This window comes from Microcoleus sp. Pol12B5, assembly GCF_036701335.1.
In the GTDB taxonomy this organism is placed as follows: Bacteria; Cyanobacteriota; Cyanobacteriia; order Cyanobacteriales; family Microcoleaceae; genus Microcoleus.
Genome location: NZ_JAUBQQ010000002.1, coordinates 219520 through 240851, shown reverse-complemented (window position 1 = coordinate 240851; position 21332 = coordinate 219520). Strand labels below are relative to the sequence as shown.

At 45.2% G+C, this 21332-nt stretch carries 8 protein-coding genes; 7 read left to right on the top strand and 1 reads right to left on the bottom strand.

The genetic code is table 11. The features are described from left to right. Window positions 1–213 precede the first annotated feature (213 nt). Window positions 214–1275, top strand: coding sequence for a calcium-binding protein (locus QUA24_RS02240; RefSeq protein WP_333226861.1), 1062 nt, complete (start codon window positions 214–216; stop codon window positions 1273–1275). 180 nt (window positions 1276–1455) lie between these two features. Here QUA24_RS02240 and QUA24_RS02235 read toward each other — a convergent pair whose 3' ends face one another. Then, on the bottom strand, window positions 1456–1689 hold the full coding sequence (locus QUA24_RS02235; protein WP_333226859.1) for a hypothetical protein: 234 nt from the start codon (window positions 1687–1689) through the stop codon (window positions 1456–1458). A gap of 185 nt (window positions 1690–1874) precedes the next feature. Between QUA24_RS02235 and petB the strand changes: the two genes are divergently transcribed. From petB to QUA24_RS02205, 6 genes are all read left to right on the top strand, one after another. Continuing rightward, window positions 1875–2543: a cytochrome b6 gene (petB, locus tag QUA24_RS02230; protein WP_015174799.1), complete on the top strand. Its 669-nt coding sequence runs from the start codon at window positions 1875–1877 to the stop codon at window positions 2541–2543. A gap of 184 nt (window positions 2544–2727) precedes the next feature. Next, window positions 2728–3210, top strand: coding sequence for a cytochrome b6-f complex subunit IV (gene petD / locus QUA24_RS02225; RefSeq protein ID WP_333082815.1), 483 nt, complete (start codon window positions 2728–2730; stop codon window positions 3208–3210). Window positions 3211–3720: 510 nt separating this feature from the next. Further along, window positions 3721–4617, top strand: a complete 897-nt coding sequence (locus QUA24_RS02220) for a helix-turn-helix transcriptional regulator (protein ID WP_333211346.1) — start codon at window positions 3721–3723, stop codon at window positions 4615–4617. A 463-nt stretch (window positions 4618–5080) separates the two neighbouring features. Beyond that, window positions 5081–13222, top strand: a complete 8142-nt coding sequence (locus tag QUA24_RS02215) for a DUF7948 domain-containing protein (protein WP_333226857.1) — start codon at window positions 5081–5083, stop codon at window positions 13220–13222. A 260-nt stretch (window positions 13223–13482) separates the two neighbouring features. Next, a complete protein-coding gene (locus QUA24_RS02210; protein WP_333164199.1) occupies window positions 13483–13980 on the top strand; it encodes a hypothetical protein in 498 nt (165 codons plus the stop codon). A gap of 71 nt (window positions 13981–14051) precedes the next feature. After that, complete coding sequence (locus tag QUA24_RS02205) at window positions 14052–21149, top strand: FG-GAP-like repeat-containing protein (RefSeq protein WP_333226855.1); 7098 nt, start codon at window positions 14052–14054, stop codon at window positions 21147–21149. Window positions 21150–21332 lie beyond the last annotated feature (183 nt).

The window sequence follows — 21332 nt, the reverse complement described above, 5'->3', positions numbered from 1 at the left end:
ACAGGAAATGGATTGTCTAGTAATGACTTCAGTTCTCTGTTACAGATTTAGGTGAAGCAAGACTTGCATCCCTTACTACAAAAGGTCAATCAGGACTAAAGTTATTACAAAATCTAAAACCCAAAATTGAGTGGACGGGAACAATCCAATATCTCAAATCCAAAATCTCAAATTGATTGACTGTTGTGAAATAGCTTTCAGGAGGAAAAATTTATGGTAGTTATATGCGGTGACAATCTCGATAATTTATTAGTAGGTGGAATTGGCGATGATTCCCTGTGCGGGCTTGGAGGCAATGATACTCTATTTGGTTGGGGTGGTAATGACACTTTAGATGGCGGAGAAGGAAATGATAGTCTCGCAGGTGGAATCGGTAGCGATCGCCTTTTGGGCTACTCTGGTAACGACAGTCTCAGCGGTGGCGAAGGCGATGACAAACTTGAAGGAGGTGCCGGGAATGATATTATTGAGGGTGGCGAAGGCGCGGATTTAATCAGAGGAGAAGACAATAACGACAGTATCTTGGGAGGGGCTGGCAATGACTGTCTTATCGGCGGTCAAGGCAATGATACGGCGCTCGGAGGAGATGGAGACGATCTCTTGTTTGGTGGCTTCAACAACGACTTGTTAATGGGTGGCAAAGGTAACGATCGCCTGTTGGGAGACAGTGGGAACGACACTTTAAGAGGTGACTTAGATAATGACTACATTAACGGCAATGCAGGAGACGATTTGCTTGAGGGAAATGAAGGCAGCGACACCCTGATTGGCGGGCCGGGTAATGACACCATATCGGGTTACAGCTTTTCATCAACAGGAGAACAAATCGATTATTTAATCGGGCAAAATGGAGCCGACTTATTTGTTCTCGGTTCGTCAAATGCCCGCCCTTACCTCTTCTATGGCGGTGAAGGTCGCCATGCCGTTATTGAGGATTTTAACCGGGTCGAAGGCGACAAAATCCAAGTCGTTGGTTTCGTACAAGATCGTAATGGTTCTAACTTCTTCTCTTACCGATTTGAATCTTATGATGACGGTATGAGACGGGGAACTCGGATATTGGTCGGCTTGGATTTAATCGCCGACGTTAAAAATGTTACAGATGTGAGTCCATCAGATTGCGCGATCGTTTCGACAGGGTTTACACCGCCATCGCGAGACTTTCCATCCTTCCCGTCTCTGCCGGAAATTCCCTTTCCGATATCGCCGCGTCCCACTCCTTTCTCGCCAATACTGCCAGTTTTTGTGGAAAGTTTGCTTTCTTTTCAATTGTGATAGGACTTTACGGAAGGGGGCAATTACCGGCTTTTTTGACCGAAGTAGGCAGGTTGCAGCCAGCAGATTTTGTGAGTAAAGACTGCAGTCCTGACTACAAAACAAGATTCGGTTGGACGATCGAACCGGTTGGGGTTACTAGATCAACAATGAGGGCGTTTGGGGCCAAAAGGTAAAGTTTTACGATCGAGATGAAATTTGGCCTCTCCCGGCAAACCCGTTTCCGGCTCGGACTGCTTGCTGTAGCTCAGCCTTCCCCGCATAGTAGCTTGGGCGGATGTTGAGATTCCGAAAAAAGCCTTTTAAGTGTCCAAAAAGCGATCGCCCGCGTGAAAATTGCACGGCAATTATGTTACATTTTTTATCACAGTCTGGAATTCGATCGGGCAACGCCAGCGAGTAGGGACAAGCCACCGCTTAGTTTCCCAGGGCTTGCAGGCGATCGCACAAGAGAGTTCCTTTCGTCAGCTCCAAATTTAAAAAATAGCCTCAGGCATTTGCTAGTAAAAGCAAGCTGCTCGGCGCGGGGCGACAAAAAACCTTGTGGCTGCTGCCCTGAACCTCAACCACAGCAATATTCTTTTAGGAATTCTGGCTCCATGTTTTCTAAACAAATCACCGACTCAAAAACCTACCAGTGGTTTGAGGAACGCCTGGAAATTCAGGCGCTCGCCGATGACATCACTACAAAGTATGTACCCCCGCACGTCAATATTTTCTACTGCTTGGGCGGAATTACTTTAGTTTGCTTTCTGATCCAGTTTGCCACCGGCTTCGCCATGACTTTCTATTACCGTCCCACGGTAGCAGAAGCTTTTTCTTCAGTGCAATACCTGATGACTGAAGTCAACTTCGGCTGGCTGATCCGCTCCATCCACCGCTGGTCTGCGAGCATGATGGTGCTGATGATGATTTTGCACATCTTCCGGGTTTATCTGACAGGCGGCTTCAAAAAGCCCCGCGAATTAACCTGGGTGACAGGAGTAATCTTGGCAGTCATCACTGTTTCTTTCGGCGTGACCGGCTATTCACTGCCTTGGGATCAAATCGGTTACTGGGCAGTTAAAATCGTTTCCGGCGTCCCCGAAGCTATCCCGTTTGTTGGTTCTTTGATGGTTGAACTGCTGCGCGGCGGTGTCAGCGTCGGTCAAGGCACTTTGACTCGTTACTACAGCTTGCACACTTTTGTGTTGCCTTGGCTGATTGTAGTGTTCATGCTGGCTCACTTCTTGATGATTCGCAAGCAAGGTATCTCTGGCCCGTTGTAAGTTTTGAGTTTTGGGGGCGGTATTTTTTTTGCCCCCCCGCTGAATTGTGAGTTGAAAATTCAGAATTCATGACTCATGATATTTATTTACGGCTAATACTTCCTGCGATCGCACCGCTGATTCAGACTAACGAATACAGCGGAATCCCAGGCCCGGGTAAAACTAAAAGGAGAACACTCTCACTATGTCTATTATCAAAAAACCAGATTTGAGCGATCCCGCGCTCCGCGCTAAGCTCGCTAAGGGCATGGGTCACAACTATTACGGCGAACCAGCTTGGCCTAATGACTTGCTCTACGTTTTCCCTATAGTCATCATGGGAACGATTTCTCTGTGCGTGGGTTTGGCTGTACTAGACCCGGCTTTGGTTGGCGAACCTGCTAATCCTTTTGCTACTCCGCTGGAAATTCTGCCGGAATGGTATTTGTGGCCTGTGTTCCAACTCCTGCGCGTTTTGCCTAACAAATTGTTGGGTATTGCTTGCATGGCCGGTGTTCCCGTTGGCTTGATTTTGATTCCGTTCATCGAGAATGTTAATAAGTTCCAAAATCCGTTTCGCCGCCCTGTTGCTACTACTGTTTTCCTGTTGGGAACTGCGGTAACTCTGTGGTTGGGTATTGGTGCTATTTTCCCGATCGACAAATCTTTCACACTGGGTCTTTTCTAAGATTTAAGTTTGCTTGATTTTGACGCCTGCGGCTTTCCTGTAAAGTGCTTTTGTACTGGTGGGAAACTTTAGCGGGCGTCATTTTATTTTAGATTTTAGATTGAAGAATTGGGGATTGAAGAATTGGGGATTGAAGAATTGGGGATTGTAGAATTGGAGATTTTACATTAATCTTTCTAAAAGTTAATAATTATCAGTAATTAATTGTAAGCTGAGGCGCATTTAAATTTGACAATCAAATTAGAGCAAATTCTTGTGGGGAGTAGGGGTTGGGCGTCCCGCCCGCCCAAAAATACAATTTAGATGCGTAGCAGTTTAGGCGCAACGGCTGGTATGAAAGTGCGGATTATCCATCGATCCTCCACCACCCTAGGGTCAAATTCCATTAAATTTTATTGCTAAATCTTGACAAACAGACCGAGAATATTTAGCGTAAGCCCTGAGTATCTTTTGTATAACTGGAAGGACTTCAGACCCATATAATAATAGCAACTCTCCCAGGTGCAAGCTATGTCCTCAGAGAAAGCATTAATTCTTGATTTTGCCCAGACAGACGCGATGAAATCGATTCTCCCCCATCCCGCAATCCTGTCGAGTCACGGGGCAAACTGGGAGGGAATTCATGTCGAATATCACCATCAGCCGCCAAGCGAATCCCCCGAACACTCTCTGCAACAGCACAGCATTGGCATGATACTCTCTTCAACTATCGGGGGAGCGAAACTGAACGGGAAACACTACGGTAGCGAACTCTGCCATAGTGGACAAATTTTTATCGCTGCTGCTGGTACTGATTACCACCCCTATGCAGTCGAAGACCATGAATTTATTGCGATCGCTCTTGAACCTACCGACTTCGACAATACAGTTTACGAATCGACAAATTCCAATCAGATTGAAATTATACCGCACTGGCAAATCCGCGATCCGTTGATTATGGGAATTGGTTGGGCCCTCAAAACCGAACTCGCATCAGGTGGATTAAACGGTACTCTTTATGTCGGTGCACTGAAGAACGCGCTTTCACTTCATATACTGCACCGCTATTGTGCACAAAAAACCAATATGCGCGATTTTGAAGGCGGTTTAGACCCTCACCAATTACAAATAGTTATTAATTACATTAATGAGTATATACACCGAGATTTGCACTTAAGTGAACTTGCTAATTTAGTGCAGATGAGTCCTTCTTATTTCGGTCGTTTGTTTAAACAATCAATTGGAGTTACGCCACATCATTACGTGATTCAGTGCCGAATTGAAAAAGCCAAACAGTTATTGAAAACGCAAGATTTATCAATAATCTATATCTCGCAACAAGTCGGGTTTCACGACCAAAGTCACTTTAGCAAGACTTTCTGTAAAATCGTCGGTTTGACTCCTAAGAAATATCGCGATCAACTTTAATAAAGGTAACACCCGCAGTCTGGCAGGGCTTAAAAACCCTAGCGGACTGTCGGACTCGCGGACTTACCCAAAGTTTTTGGCATTCTTGAGTTTTTGCATTCACCCACAAGTCCTAGGAGTGAATTAATTCCCCGTCTCATAGCGAAAGTCGGTTGAAACCGACTGGCAAATCCAATTAAATTATCATCAACACCAGTCCTCTTTCAGAGGACTTTAGCTATGAGACAGGGGTTTTTAACCCCTGGCGGACTCTCGGACTCTCGGAATATCGAACTGGCGGAATGTCGGACTCTCGCACTTACTGACCGAGCGCACCCGTCAGCGTTGTTACAATTATTCATCAAATTAAGTGAAATTTCGCAAGAAAATTGTATTTTTCACAATTTTTCCGCGAGAATTTACTATACAGCAGAGTTCGTAATTTTGTAAAGTTGCTTGCAAACATAAACCAGGGGTACCAGCTATGAGCTCTCAAAATCAACAAGCATCTTACGGTCAAATTCCCTTAAGTTTTATTGCAAATGCTGGACAAACTGACCCGAATGTGAAATTCCAGGTAAAAGGTGCCGGTCACAGTATCTATTTCACTCCAAACGAAATCACCTTTACCGCTTTCCAGCCACCTAATGAACCGGGAAATCAACCAACAAATTCTTCAATTGTCCGCAGCAGCTTAGCCAACAGCAACCCCAACCCCACAATTTCCGGGTTGGAACAATTGCCGGGAGTTGCTAACTTTATTTTAAGCGAAGATTCCAGTCAATGGCACACAGACGTTCCTACTTTTAACGGCGTTGTTTATCAAAACGTCTATCAAGGAATTGACCGCGTTTTCAAAGGCACAGAAGGACAACTTAAGAGCGAGTTTTTGGTTGCACCTTTTGCCGACCCGAGTCAAATTAAGATGAACTATACTGGTGTTAACGACATCCGGTTGCGTGACGACGGCGCACTAATATTAGAGACACCGCTAGGCGAATTAATTGATAACGCACCGATAGTTTATCAAGATATCAACGGACAGCGGGTGAATGTTCCCGCCGCTTACAATTTATTAGGAAACGGTCAAGTTAATTTTAGTTTGGGATATTTTGACCCCACTCAACCCCTAGTTATCGATCCGGTTTTAGCTTACTCCACTTATCTAGGTGGCAGCGGTGATGGCATAAGCGGCAACGGCAATGATTACGCCAACCGCATGACTGTAGATAGTACAGGTGCGGCTTACATTATAGGCACTACTTTTAACAATTTTACGACTACTCCTGGTGCATTGCAAACTACGCCAGGGGGTCAAGCTGATTTCTTAGTTACTAAAATTAACCCCCAAGGAACTGCCTTAGTTTACTCTACTTATATCGGCGGTGCTGGCAATGAATACGGTTTTGGGATTGCGGTAGACAGTCAAGGCAATACTTATTTAACCGGACAAGTCGATCCGGGTTATCCAACTACACCTGGTTCTTTTCAACCTACAGCAACTACACCACCTAGTTACTATGCTGCGGCAACTAAACTCAATGCTGCCGGGAATGGGTTAGTTTATTCTACTTTTTTAGGCGGTAGCCAGGGCAACCTCGGCAATGGCATTGCTGTAGACAGTAACGGCAATGCTTATGTTACTGGGTTGACAGGCGGCGGTTTCCCCACCACCGCCAATGCCTCCCAACCTCTATACGCAGGGGGAAGTGGCGATGCGTTTGTTACTAAAGTTAATCCAACTGGTAGTGCTTTAGTTTATTCTACTTATTTCGGCGGTAGCGATCGTGAGGACGCTCAAGCCATTGCAATAGATAATAATGGTAATGCCTACATTACCGGTCTTACTTATTCGACTAACTTGCCGGGGAGAGATTTAGGCTTTCAAAATGCCCTGGCAGGTAGTTATGATGGTTTTGTCGCTAAATTTGACGGCAATGGTGCGCGTGCTTATTCCACTTATTTAGGTGGCTTTGGCGAAGATAAAGGTGCTGATATCGCTGTAGATAGTACTGGAAATGCCTATGTTGTCGGAATTACCACTTCAACTGAGTTTCCGACTAAAAATGCAGTTCAAGCGACTTATGCAGGTGGTGCAAATGATGCTTTTGTCATCAAGTTAGGCCCTCTAGGTTACACTGCGATTTATTCAACTTATTTGGGTGGCAGCGGAGATGACAACGGGCATCGCATTACTCTAGACAGTGCGAATAATGTTTATGTTACCGGGGATACGACTTCGACTAATTTTCCGACTAAGAATGCTATTCAAAGTGTCAGCGGCGGCGGGAAAGATGCTTTTGTCACAAGTATCAATTCATCGGGTTCTGCCTTGGTTGATTCTACTTATCTGGGTGGCAGCGCTGACGACTACGGTAATGGTATTGCGGTGGATGCTACTGGTGCAGTTTATGTAGCAGGATCTACTGTTTCTACTAATTTCCCAACAGCAAATCCTTTGCAAGCGGCGAATGGGGGTGGTATTTCTGATGCTTTTATTACTAAAATAATTCCTGGCGGGCCACAGGTTAAGATTGTTGAGTCGGGCGGCAGCACTAATGTAGCTGAAAGTGGGACGACGGATACTTATACAGTGGTGCTAACTAATCAGCCTACTGCAAATGTGGCGATCGCACTCAATACTGACAGTCAAATTCAACCTATTGCTGGCATTAGTTTCACTCCAACTAACTGGTTTGTACCGCAAACAGTGACAGTCAGTGCAGTTGAGGATAGCCTAGCAGAAACTTCGCCACACACTGGCCCGATCGCTCACACTGCTATCAGTACCGATGCTAATTATAACGGCACTACTGCAAGTTTTACGGTCAATGGTACTGCTGGCAATACCGTCAAGGCTAATATTACCGATAACGACACCGCAGGCGTTAGCATTACTCCTGCTAACACGACTGCGACGGAAGGGGGTGCAACTGGAAGTTATACGGTTAAATTAAATACCCAACCGATCGCACCTGTTACGATTAACTTGGCTACAGGCAGTCAAATTCAACCAATTACCGCACTTACTTTTACAGCGAATAATTGGAATGTCGCTCAAACTGTGGCGGTGGCTGCTGTGGACGACAATGCAGTTGAAGGAAATCATGCAGGTGCGATCGCCCATACAGCTACCAGTAACGATACTAACTATAACAGCATCACAATTCCGGCTGTTAGCGTCGCCATTACCGACAATGACACGGCAGGCGTTAGCATTACTCCCACTAACACGACTGCGACGGAAGGCGGTGCAACTGGAACTTATACCGTTAAATTAAATACTCAACCGATCGCACCTGTTACGATTAACTTGGCTACAGGCAGTGAAATTCAACCAATTACCGCACTTACTTTTACCACTACTAATTGGAATGTCGCTCAAACTGTTGCGGTGAAAGCAGTTGACGATAATTTAGTTGAAGGAAATCATGCAGGTGCGATCGCCCATACTGCTACCAGTACCGATACTAACTATAACAGCATCACAATTCCGGCTGTTAGCGTCGCCATTACGGATAACGATATAGCAGGTTTCAGCGTTGCACCTACGAACATAACTGCTACAGAAGGCGGCGCCAATGGCAGTTACAAAATCCAGCTAACTTCCGAACCGAAGGCACCGGTTACTATCAGTTTCAATACTGACAATCAACTTAATCCGATCGCCACACCTCTTACTTTTGACAACACTAATTGGAATGTTGCTCAAACTGTCACTGTTACGGCAATCGACGACAATGTAGCACAAGGAACCCACAGCGGCACGATTTCTCACACAGCTATGAGTACCGATGCCAATTATAATGCGAAAGTCATTCCCAATGTGACAGCATCGATTACAGATAACGATAGTCCCGGTATTTCTCTTGTCCAATCAGAAGGCGGGACAGCTATTTCTGAAGGCGGTGCAACCGATAGCTACGGCGTACTTCTGACTACCGCACCTACTGCAAACGTCACGATTAATTTTGACACGGGCAGTCAAATTAATGCGATCGCACCTATCACTTTCACGCCGAATAATTGGAATGTTGCTCAAAATGTCACTGTTACGGCGATCGATGACACCATAGCGCAAGGAACACGCAGCGGCACGATCGCTCACACGTCTGTCAGTACAGATACTAATTATAACAACCTGACGATTTCTCCTGTGACTGCCACGATTGCTGACAACGACACGACGGGTGTGAGTATTTCACCGGAGATCACAACTGCTACAGAAGGCGGTGCCACAGGCAATTATACACTCAAGTTAAATTCGCAGCCAACTGCACCAGTTACTATCAGTTTTGATGCGGGAAATCAAATAAATGCGATCGGTGCAATTACCTTCGACGCTACTGACTGGAATGTTGCCAAACCCGTCACAGTAACGGCTACAGATGATGCGACTGTGGAAGGAAATCATGCGGGGGCGATCGGTCATACTGCTAGCAGTACCGATACGAAGTATAACGGCGTCGCAATTCCGGCTGTTAATGTCCCCATTACTGATAACGACACTGCGCCAACACCAACCCCAACACCTCCGTTACCAACACCAACACCAACTCCAACACCTCCGTTACCAACACCAACACCAACTCCAACACCTCCGTTACCAACACCAACACCAACTCCAACACCTCCGTTACCAACTCCAACACCAACCCCAACACCAACACCAACCCCAACACCTCCGTTACCAACACCAACACCAACCCCAACACCTCCGTTACCAACACCAACACCTCCGTTACCAACACCAACACCAACCCCAACACCTCCGTTACCAACTCCAACACCAACTCCCACACCTGCTGGAATTACCGTTGGCCCTGCAAGTGGATTAATCACCACAGAAGCAGGCCAAACCGCAACATTTAACGTTCAACTAAACAGCTTAAACATCCCACCTACTGGCGATGTGAAAATAGATTTAGCAAGTTCCAATACAGCAGAAGGAACAGTTTCTCCGCAATCGCTTACCTTCAACTCTACTAATTGGAATCAGCCGCAAACAGTAACGGTAACAGGCGTTGACGACTTTGCTATTGACGGTGATCAAACTTACACCATTGTTACTAGCCCTGCTGTCAGTACGGATAACAGATTTAACGGATTAAATGCGTCCGATGTCGCTGTCACCAATAACGATAATGACAGCAATATCCCAGCACAAGACTTAGCTGGAAACACATCAGCTACAGCCCGTACAATTAATGCAAGTTCCGCTCTCAGAAACTACAGTGATTCAGTAAGTAGTAACGATCCAGATTACTACAAATTCACGATCGGTGCTGACAATGACTTCGACTTGGCAGTCAGCGGATTTACGGGAGATATTAATCTTGAATTGCTTGACAGCAATCAAAATGTCATCTCAACTGCAATAAGTTCTGGCGCTGGTTCAAAATTAATTAACCGCATTTTGGCACACGGGACTTACAGCATTCGAGTTTCTTCAGTTAATAGTGCCCAGACTCCCTACAATTTGAATTTGTCGGCTGTACCTCGTCTTGCAGGTGTCACAACTACAGGCTATGAAGGCCCAGCCGTCACAAATCCCCAGTCAAATTCACCTAGCAGCAGCATTTTGCGCGGCATCAACAACAATCTACTCACTAACAATCTATCCACTTCCCTGATTGATAGCAATTTCCTCGACTCAGTGTTGTTTAGTGGTGTTGGTGGTAATAGTAATGCTTCAAGTTTCGTTAATAACTTCCTCCCAGCAGACTTTTTTGGTAGTTTTGACGGCAGCGGCAACGACCCATTTAATGAGAAACCTGCTAGTGTATCCAGCGCGCAAATAAATCTGGATAAATTCCGCGCCACACCACGTTTTTCCGGTATTGACGGCAGTGGTTTCTCTGTAGCGGTATTAGAGACTGGCATCAACTTAAACCACCCATTCTTTGGCCCTGACCGCGACTCAAACGGCATCAGCGATCGCATCGTTTATAACTACGATTTTGCCGACGGCGACGCGGATGCTAGCGACAAAGACGGACACGGATCTAACATTGCAAGCATTATTGCTTCCCAAGACCCAACCTATACAGGGATGGCACCTGGGGCTAATATTATCGGTCTCAAAGTGAGAAAGGATAATAAGGATAATATGCCTAGTGACGAAATTAATAAGTTTCCCTATGTTGAACAAGCTTTGCAGTGGGTATTGCAAAATGCAGATACTTACAAGATTGCCAGCGTTTGTATGGCATTCGGCAGCGGTGAAAATTTTGCCACCAGTCAAACTTCACTCTACGGTATAGGAGATGAACTGGCAGCATTAGCGGCGAAAAATATAATTGTTGTCTCTTCATCAGGCAACCGTTACTACCCGTACCAGAATGAGCCTCCAGGTGTAAACTACCCTTCAGCAGATCCGAATTCGCTGTCGATTGGCGCGGTATACAATTCCAACATTGGTTCTTTCTCTTTGGGGAACTATTTTGCGAATAAGCCTGGTGAGACTGGGAAATTGGTAACAGCAAATACCACTGCTGCTGATCGTATTGCTCCTTTTTCTCAGCGTAACGGGACATTAACCACAGTTTTTGCTCCAGGAGCACCTATCACTGGGGCTGGCAAAGATGGCGATATAAACGAGAGAAGCACCTATCACGGTACCAGTCAAGCTACAGCCCACATTAGCGGCATAGCAGTATTAGCACAACAGTTAGCACAGCAAGAATTAGGTCGCAAACTGACGCCAAAGGAGTTCGCTAATCTTTTGAAACAAACCGGTGTCACTATCAACGATGGCGACGATGAAAAGGATAACGTTAAACATACAGGTCTTAATTTCAAGCGTGTTGATGTGCTGGCTTTGGGTGAAGCTATTGCTGGAGGAGGTGTTGTCCAGAACCGTCCGCCACAAGAAAAGATTCATTTAGACTATTTCATTAAGGAGTTTAATCAAGACATTCAAAATGTCTACACCGACCCGGATGGCGACTTAATCTCTTACAAATTAACTCGAGAGGATGGCAGTCCTTTAACCAGCAGTTTCAACAGTAGCTGGCTGGGATTCTCTTTCGACTCTAACAAGAACACCATCAAATTTACTGGCACTCCACCAGTGTTTAATATTAATGGAAAACCATTGAGTTTTGTAAGACCGTTTAAGGTTAAGTTAACCGCCACCGACCCTGCAGGTGCAAGCAATTCTCAAACCTTCAAGATAACAAAATATAACGGTCGCTGGGTGATTGATAATTACATTGCAGGTGCCAAGGTATTTTTGGATGCCAATAAAAATGGTGTTCTCGATGCTGGCGAACCCTCAACTAACACTGACACTAGCGGTGAATTTAATCTCGATTTTCCCTTTGAGACTTTCGACAAAAACGCCAATGGGGAGATTGATTCAAATGAAGGAAATTTAGTGGCTTTTGGAGGCACTGATACCGCGACCGGTTTGCCTTTAGAAACGCCTGTTACTGCACCTGCTGACGCTACTGTGGTCACGCTGTTAACTACTCTGATGGTGGACTTGATAGATAAGGGAATTGAGAGCGATCGGGCTGAATCTCTCATCAAATCTGCTCTTGCCATTCCTGCTGATGTTCCGATCGCAGATTTCGATCCGATCGCCGCCACCAACGACAGCGAACCGGGCGGCGTGGCAACTTTATCTGCAATGGTAAAAGTCCAAAATGTTATCACTCAAACTGCGGGTTTGATTGACGGTGCTTCCAGTGCAGCTACTAACGAAATTGTCAAAGCTGTTGTCAGTTCAATTACGAGTCAAATTCAATCCGGCACTGTTTTAAACCTCAGCAACGCACTCGCTTTAGAACCAATAATTCAGCAAGCTGCCGCGAATATTCAGCAGATTGACCCCAGTTTCAACAGTCAAAAAGTTACCTCAATTACCTCGCAAGCTGCGACAGTAATGGCAACAGCAAATCAGCGCATTGATTCTGCTGTCTCCAACCCAACAGGAACATCAATTCCTGAATCAGTAGCCCGCGTCCAACAAGTAGCTTTGGGCCCAACTACTCAAGACTTCAAAGAAGTTGGTGCGGGAACTAAGACAATTTCCCAGGTAGTTACTGAGAATACTGGTGCTGCTTTAGATACCAAAATTCAAGCTGTGATATTACCTGCTGGGATTGCAACTCCTGTTGTCACCGGCGACGCAGATTTGGGCAGCAATTCCCCCGATCGAATTCTCGGTACAAATGGCGATGATACCCTGACTGGCGACAGTCCAAATAATGTTTTGCTGGGTCTGAGGGGCAATGATTCCCTCGACGGTGCGGTGGGGAATGACACTCTTTTCGGCGGCAAAGGTAACGATACTTTACTCGGAAGTAGCGGTGATGATGTCTTGTTTGGCAATCGCGGTGACGATTTGCTGAATGGCGGTTTGGGAAGTGATAGTTTGACGGGAGGGAATGGGGTAGATAAATTCTTGCTATCTACCAATTCCGGTACTGATACTATTACTGACTTTGAAGTTGGTAAAGACTTGTTAGTTTTGGGTAATGGTCTGACTTTCTCGCAATTCTCAATTACTCAAGAAAACAGTTCAACATTCATCCGCTTGTCAGCAACCGGAGAGATTTTAGCATCTCTGAATGGGGTGACGGCAAGTGCGATCGGTGTCGCAAATTTTGGCTCAATCTAATAGCAATAGGACTGATATGATGTCCGGTTTATCGACCATAATTCCTGTAGGGCGGGTTCGCGGATATCTTTAAGAGAAACGAGAGATTCTGTAAACCCGCCCCGGTATTCGACAGTACGATCGCGGCCGGGGCGGGTTTTTGAAATTGTCTATTAGCAGATATTGTTGGTGAACCCGCCCCTACCATCGACCTGATAATCGACCGCATTGGGTATAAGTCCCGATCGAGTAGTAGTCTATCCACCTATGAGGTTTTTGATATGAATGAAGATGCACCACCAATGTTTTTTCCTGTTTCTCGGCTGAAGTTGTTCGTGATGTCCCTAGTAACCTTGGGCCTCTATCAAATTTTTTGGTTTTACAAAAACTGGCAGCTATTCAAAGCCGCAACAGGAGACGACATTAGCCCATTTTGGAGAGCTGTTTTCAACGGTATTTTTTGTTATTCATTGATTACGAAAATTAGAAATAGGGCTAAATTGCGCGGTATTGATGCCAACTGTAGTCCCTTCTTGCTGACTCTGGCTTGGTTGGGGCTTGCGCTGTGTACCCGACTGCCAGACCCATACTGGCTAGTTAGTTTTTTATCTGTAATAGTTTTGCTTCCTGTTCAAGAGATTGTGAATGAACTGAACAGTTTAGCAGCCCCAAACCACAATCCTAACGATCGATTTTCGGTATGGAATATAGTAACTATCGCTGTGGGAGGCAGCCTGTTTGTACTTGCGATCGTCGGGACACTGATGCCAGCAACTTAGGGGCGATTTGCATCAGTTTCACAACTCGAAACATCAAAAATTACTGTTGTTAACTAATCGGTAAATTAATCATGTCTACTTTCAGTTCCGCTAGCAACTTTCCAACCAGCACAAATCCCCAATCCCTGACTGCCGAAAACTTTAATAACGACAATATCCCAGACTTAGCCATCAGCAGCGGAACCGCTGTTTCCCTATTAATAGGGGACAGCCAAGGAGGATTTGGCACTCCCGCCAACGTAAATCAATCCAGTCGTACTCCCATCGTAGCAGGTAATTTTAACACCGATAATTTCCTAGACCTAGCCGTAACTAACTGGTCTGGTGGAGAATTTCCTAGTGGTTCCGTTTACATCTTACCGGGTACTGGTCAAGGTACTTTTGGCAACTCCACTAGCTTTAGCGCCGGGACAAACCCGCCCAGTGCGATCGGCGTAGGCGATTTTAACGCAGACAATTTATCAGACATAGTTGTAGCAGACATTAATGGTGGCGTTTCCATCGGATTACAAAACGCTCAAGGCAACGGTTTTGCTATTGAAGAAAATATATCTCAGGTAGGGACAACTCCAACCGCGATTGCAGCGAGAGACTTTAACAGCGATGGCCGCCTCGATCTTGCCATCACTAGCAGCGGTTCTAACAACGTTTCCATCCTACTGAACACGGGAGGCGCTGGTGCAGACCGATTTTCAATCGCGGTAAATTATGCAGTTGGGACTAATCCAACATCCATTGCCGCAGGAGACTTTAACGGTGACAACATTCTAGATCTCGCCATCACCAACAGCATTTCTAACAACATTTCCATTTTACTTGGAACTGGTCAAGGTGTCTTTGGCAATGCCACCAACTACTCAGCGGGAGGCGATAGTCCGGCATCGATCGCAGTTGCCGACTTAAACGCCGACAGCAAACTCGATATCGCTGTGGCTAACAATCAATCAAACAACGTTTCTATTCTAACTGGAACCGGTCAAGGCACTTTTGGCAACCCCATTAACTACGCAGTCGGGACAAATCCAAAAGCGATCGCCATCAAAGATTTTAACGCCGACAACAAACCCGATCTCGCCACCGCCAATAGCGGTTCTAACGATGTCTCCATCCTGCTGAATACCACCGTTGAGGTCAATTTCGGCGCAGCCACTTACAGCGGCACAGAAGGAACAACAGATACCATCGTTAATGTCCCAGTCACCATCAGCGGCGGCACTCCCTTCAGCGATCTAGTTGTACCAATTGTTATCGACCCCAGCAGTAAAGCTAACCAAGATTCAGACTACACTTTTTCACCTGCCACTCTCACATTCAGTGCAGGTACCAACACCCTCACTCAGAATGTTGCTGTCACTGTCAAAGCTGACAATATCCCAGAGAACGCCGAAACAGCGGTGTTCAGCTTTGGTACGATTACTGATGGGATTGCAGGTACAACAAAAGAAACAACACTAACTATTCCGGCCAATGACGCCATAGATTACGCCATTGCTGCCGGTACTGCCAGCCTCGCCGAAGGCAACAGTGGCACTACTCCCGTTACTTTTACCGTGACTCGCAGCGGCGGGATTGATGCTGCCAGCAGTGTAAATTATGCAATTGGAGGAACTGCTACAAACAGCAGCGATTACAACAATATCGGCGGCACTTCTGGGGGAACTAGCATTACTGGTACGGTTAATTTTGCGGCGGGCGAGACATCGAAAACCATTACTTTAGATGTATTGGGCGATGCGATAATTGAACCGGATGAAACTATTACTGTTACTCTGTCAAATCCGGTTGCGCCCGGCCCGACTCCGACTATTACCGCTGCTACCGCTACAACTACGATCGGTAATGATGACACTGCCGGAGTCACCGTCAATCCTGCCAGCGGATTAGTGACGACAGAAGCAGGCGACAGCGCTACATTTACCGTTAAACTTAACAGTCAACCCAGTGCTAATGTTAGCATTGATTTGAGCAGTTCCAATCCCGCCGAAGCAACAGTTTCCAGCAACAGTTTAACTTTCACGCCTGCGAACTGGAATCAACCGCAAACGGTAACGGTGACAGGTGTTGACGACAGCGTTGCTGATGGCAGTAAAACTTACAATATTGTCACTGCTGCGGCTGTCAGTACCGACATTAATTACAGCAATCTCAATCCCGATGATGTCAGCGCCAGCAACAGCGATAATGAAACTCCTGGCATTACGATTAATCCTGCCAGCACAAATGCAACGGAAGGCGGTGCAAATGGAAGTTACACTGTTCAGTTAAATAGTCAACCGATCGCACCTGTTACGATTAACTTGGCTACAGGCAGTCAAATTCAACCAATTACCGCACTTACTTTTACAGCGAATAATTGGAATGTCGCTCAAACTGTGGCGGTGGCTGCTGTGGACGACAATGCAGTTGAAGGAAATCATGCAGGTGCGATCGACCATACAGCTACCAGTACCGATACTAACTATAACAGCATCACAATTCCGGCTGTTAGCGTCGCCATTACCGATAACGACTTCCCAGGCGTTTCTATTAACCCCACTGCTGCGAATGCAACGGAAGGCGGTGCAACTGGAAGTTACAGCGTTCAGTTAAATACTCAACCGACAGCACCTGTTACGATTAACTTGGCTACAGGCAGTCAAATTCAACCAATTACCGCACTTACTTTTACCGCTAATAATTGGAATGTCGCTCAAACTGTGGCGGTGGCTGCTGTTGATGACAATGCAGTTGAAGGAAATCATACGGGTGCGATCGACCATACTGCTACCAGTAGCGATGTTAATTATAACAGCATCACAATTTCACCTGTTAGCGTCGCCATTACTGATAACGACAATACGCCGACACCAACCCCAACTCCTGCAACCCCAACCCCAACTCCTGCAACCCCAACCCCAACTCCTGCAACCCCAACTCCTGCAACCCCAACTCCTGCAACCCCAACCCCAACTCCTGCAACCCCAACCCCAACTCCTGCGATACCGACACCCACTCCTGCGCCAGCGCCAATTCCTGCAACCCCAACCCCAACTCCTGCAACCCCAACCCCAACTCCTGCAACCCCAACCCCAACTCCTGCAACCCCAACCCCAACCCCAACTCCTGCGCCAGCGCCAATTCCTGCGCCAACGCCAACGCCATCAGCAGATGTCGCCGTTACTAATAGCGATAACAAAACCCTTTGGTGCGGTTTGGAAAAAGGATTAGACAAACTAGAAAACATTGTTAACGACCAACTTAATGATTTCAAACTGCCAATTTTAGGACGACTCAGCGACATTTCTCCGAATTTTATTAGCAATTTCAAAAATAGTCTGGTCAATACGATTAAAAATGCAACAGATTTCACGCCTAGTCAGCTCCAAAATAGCATTCAGGAGGTTTTTGGGTCGGCATTCGATGTTAAAGTCGAGAGCAGTTCAAATCCCAATGACAGTAACTTAGTCATTAAAATTGGCAAAAAATATCAACTAGATGATATTAAGTTTGCTGAAGACTTAGGATTGCCCGCACTCGGATTGAAAGTCAAAAACCCTCCGAAGCTATCGAATCAAGTTGTCGCCTTCTCACCGACTACAAATCTCTCTCGCTTTTCCAACTTATCCAATGATTTAGAAGCATCAAGCCTCAATTCGACTATCAGTAATTCAGCCGCATTAGCACCTGTTATAGATAGTAGTAATGGCTCTCGTTCTAGTGCGATTGTTCCTTCTCAGAGTTTGATTTCGCCAGTTGCTAGTCTTTTCAAGACCCCTGAAAAATCGGGATTTGACTATGAATTATCTATTGGTGTCGGTTACAACAAAGATTTTGGCTGCTACATCGATACGGACAATACCAAATTGAACGCTAACTTTAAGTTAGCACTTCCTGAGAATTTCAAGATTCAAGCTAATCTCGCTTTTTTACAAGCTGAATTTACCGACGATCCTGAAAACCCAACTCAACTCAATGCCAACTTTGAAGTCAAGTTGAATGACTTAGATAATCTGGGCGGTACTGATGATGGCAATCGTTTAACTTTGTCTGAGTTGGACGGGAGTTATCAGTTAGAAGACTTATTTCAATCTAGCTTAACCAGTAATGCCAATCTCGGCTTGCACGGAAAAACTAGCATTAATGGCAATGCTGCTTTTCCATCTTTTGACTTGGATTTGGCAGTCAATTGGCCGCTGATTAATTATAGAAACGGTCAATTAAATAATTCGCCGTCGTCTCCAAATTCATCGAGTATATCAAATTTAAATTCATCACTGACATCCAATCAGAATTTGTCAGCGGCTTCACGGTTAAATCAATTGCTAGGTTCCTCAAATTCAAACACAAGCGCTACTTCAAATTCATCATCATTGTTGCCATCAAATAATCAGGTAAATATAGGCTCGCCAACCACCAACAATCCCTTTGCTGGCTTGCCTAACCCGAAAGTCGAATTTAACAACCTCAAACTCGACTTGGGAACCTTTATTACTAACTTGGCAAAACCAATACTCACCACTGTTTCTGATATTATTGACCCTTTTAGACCCATTATCGATTTCCTAAATACAGACACTAAGTTACTGTCAGAACTTGGCGTTGCTGATTCCTTTGATAACAATCGAGATGGCCAAGTTTCGATCTTGGAACTGGCAACTAAATTTTCGAATGGTAATGTTGCTACTGACTTCTTAAATGCAGTTATCAAAATCGACGAGATCTCGCAATTGGCAAATAGCCTGTCAAACTCTTCAGGAAATATTGCGATCGATTTAGGTTCATACAGTTTAGGCAATATTAATGTTGCCAAGCCCAACTCTAGCCTCAAAAACAAAACACCGACACTGAAAAACTCAGTCTCCGATATTTCTCAACAAATTAATTCTAAAACAGGCGGCAATAAAAAAGATTTTGTCAATAAATTCAAGAGCGTTCCGGGCATAGACTTGCCAATTTTAACCAAGCCAGAAACAGCAATTCAACTTCTTTTAGGAAAACCTGATGTTGTCCTTTTCACCTACGATATGCCTCCACTGGGAATAGATTTCAATTTTAAGAAAGAGTTTCCTATATTTGGGCCGATATCAGGGTTACTTGAAGGCAACTTTAATGCGTCAGCACACCTCGCATTTGGCTACGATACTTACGGATTAAAAGAATGGAAAGATGATGAATTCGATGCGTCATCAGCCTACAAAGTTTTAGATGGTTTTTACGTGAGCGATCGCGCAAACCCAGACGGTACTGGTGCGGATGTTGATGAACTTAAAATCAATGCTGGTATTAAAGCCGGGCTCGGAGTAAATGCAGTAGTGGCCAGCCTTTATGGAACGGCTGGAATACAAGGAAGCATAGGCATTGATTTAGTAGATATTGGAGAAAATAACGGCAAAAGCGATGGTAAAATCCGAGGCTCTGAAATTGGCTCCCGCATTAGTAAACCCTGGGAACTTTTTGATATATCAGGTCAAGTTAATGCTTTTTTAGGGCTGGAGTTTCAAGCTATAGTTCCTTGGGAATTTTGGGAAGGAAAACAAACAGTTTGGAAAAGAAATTTTGCTACATTTGAGTTGGCTAAATTTGGCACGGGGGAAAGTTCAAGACAGAGTGGTAGCGGTGTTAATAGTTACCTAACGGGAGCTAAAGTCTTCTTTGATTCTAACTTTAACGGTATCCAAGATGACAAAGAACCATTCACAATTTCTAACGTCGATGGCAGTTTTAATTTAGATGTCTCTCTTCCCCAATTTGACAAAAATAACAGCGGCGAAATCGAACCGAATGAAGGCCGACTGGTAGTTACTGACGGTATTAATACCGCTACTTATTTACCGCAGCAAACAGCGCTAACAGCAACACCTGATGCTACGGTTGTGACGCCTTTGACTACTCTGATGGAGAAGATGGTTGCACAAGGTATCAATCCTAATGAAGCAGAGACTAAAGTTAAGGCAGCATTTGGAGTACCGTCAACAATTGATTTGACTAGCTACGATCCGCTACAGGCAATTACTCAAAACGATCCGAACGGTTTGGCGGTTTATGCAGCGCACATTCAGGTACAAAACGTTGTTGTTCAGACGACAATTTTAATTAGCGGGATTTCGGCTAACTCTAAAACCGATATTGCCGATCGCATTATTTCCACTATTGCCAATCAAATTCAATCCGGGGCTGTCGATTTAAGCAATCCCGCACAATTACAAAGCATCATTCAGTCTGCTGCCACTCAACTTCAAGCACAAAAAGCGTCCGATCTTGCACCGGAAGTTGCTAAAATTATTTCTGAAGGGAATCAGCGGGTACGGGCGATCGCATCTAGCAACCTCCCGCTTTCAGATGCAGCTACTAAAATAGCCCAAGTTCAACAGGTAGAACAAGGTGAAGTCGCTAAAGACTTGCAGCAAGTCGCAGCCGGAAATAAAACAATTCAGGAGGCGATCACAGAAAATACAGGCACATCCTTAGACGCACAAATTCAATCGGCAAGCGTCAATAACCCCACAATTCGCAAGAATATAGACAGTGACTTCACTGCTGCGGAACCTTTCCCCGACAGCGGCATAGAATTAGTCAACAATTCCCCCAATCAAAAAATCGGTACTGATGGCGACGATACTCTAGGTGGCGACAGCAGCGATGACGTTTTAAGTGGCAAAAAGGGAAATGATTTGATCTTTGGTTTTAACGGCAATGACTGGATTAATGCCAATCAAGGCAATGACTTAATCAATGGCGGTTTTGACAACGATACCCTTTACGGCGGCAAGGGAATTGATACCATTACAGGTAGCGATGGTGACGATATTATCTTTGGCAACCGAGGCGACGATCTGCTAGATGGCAGCACTGGCAATGATACTTTGCGCGGAGGCAAGGGAAATGATACTATTATTGGGGGTGATGGCAACGACTTCCTATTCGGTGAAGATGGAGATGACACTTTGATCGGAGGTGATGGCAACGATCGCTTCTTGCTATCTCCCAATTCCGGTATCGATATTATCTTGAATTTTGAAGACGGAAAAGATTTGCTTTCTCTAGGCAACAATCTTACTTTCTCCCAACTGTCAATTACTCAAGAAAACAATGCAACTTTCATCCGTTTATCAGCAAACGGAGAAATTTTAGCCTCTCTAAATGGGGTGTCGTTCAGTCTAATTAATGTCGCCGATTTTGCCTCAATCTAATAGCAAGTAGTCGCACATAACTACGGTTTATGTGCGACTCTCAGAGATTGGGGCTAATACTTTAGATACAGAAAGTAGATATACTTACCAGCAATCGTTAAAAATTCCACTCAATCTCCGGGAAAAGGCTAGACTGGAGCGCAGACATATTCAGTAAAACTATATCTATATTGCCACTGTGTT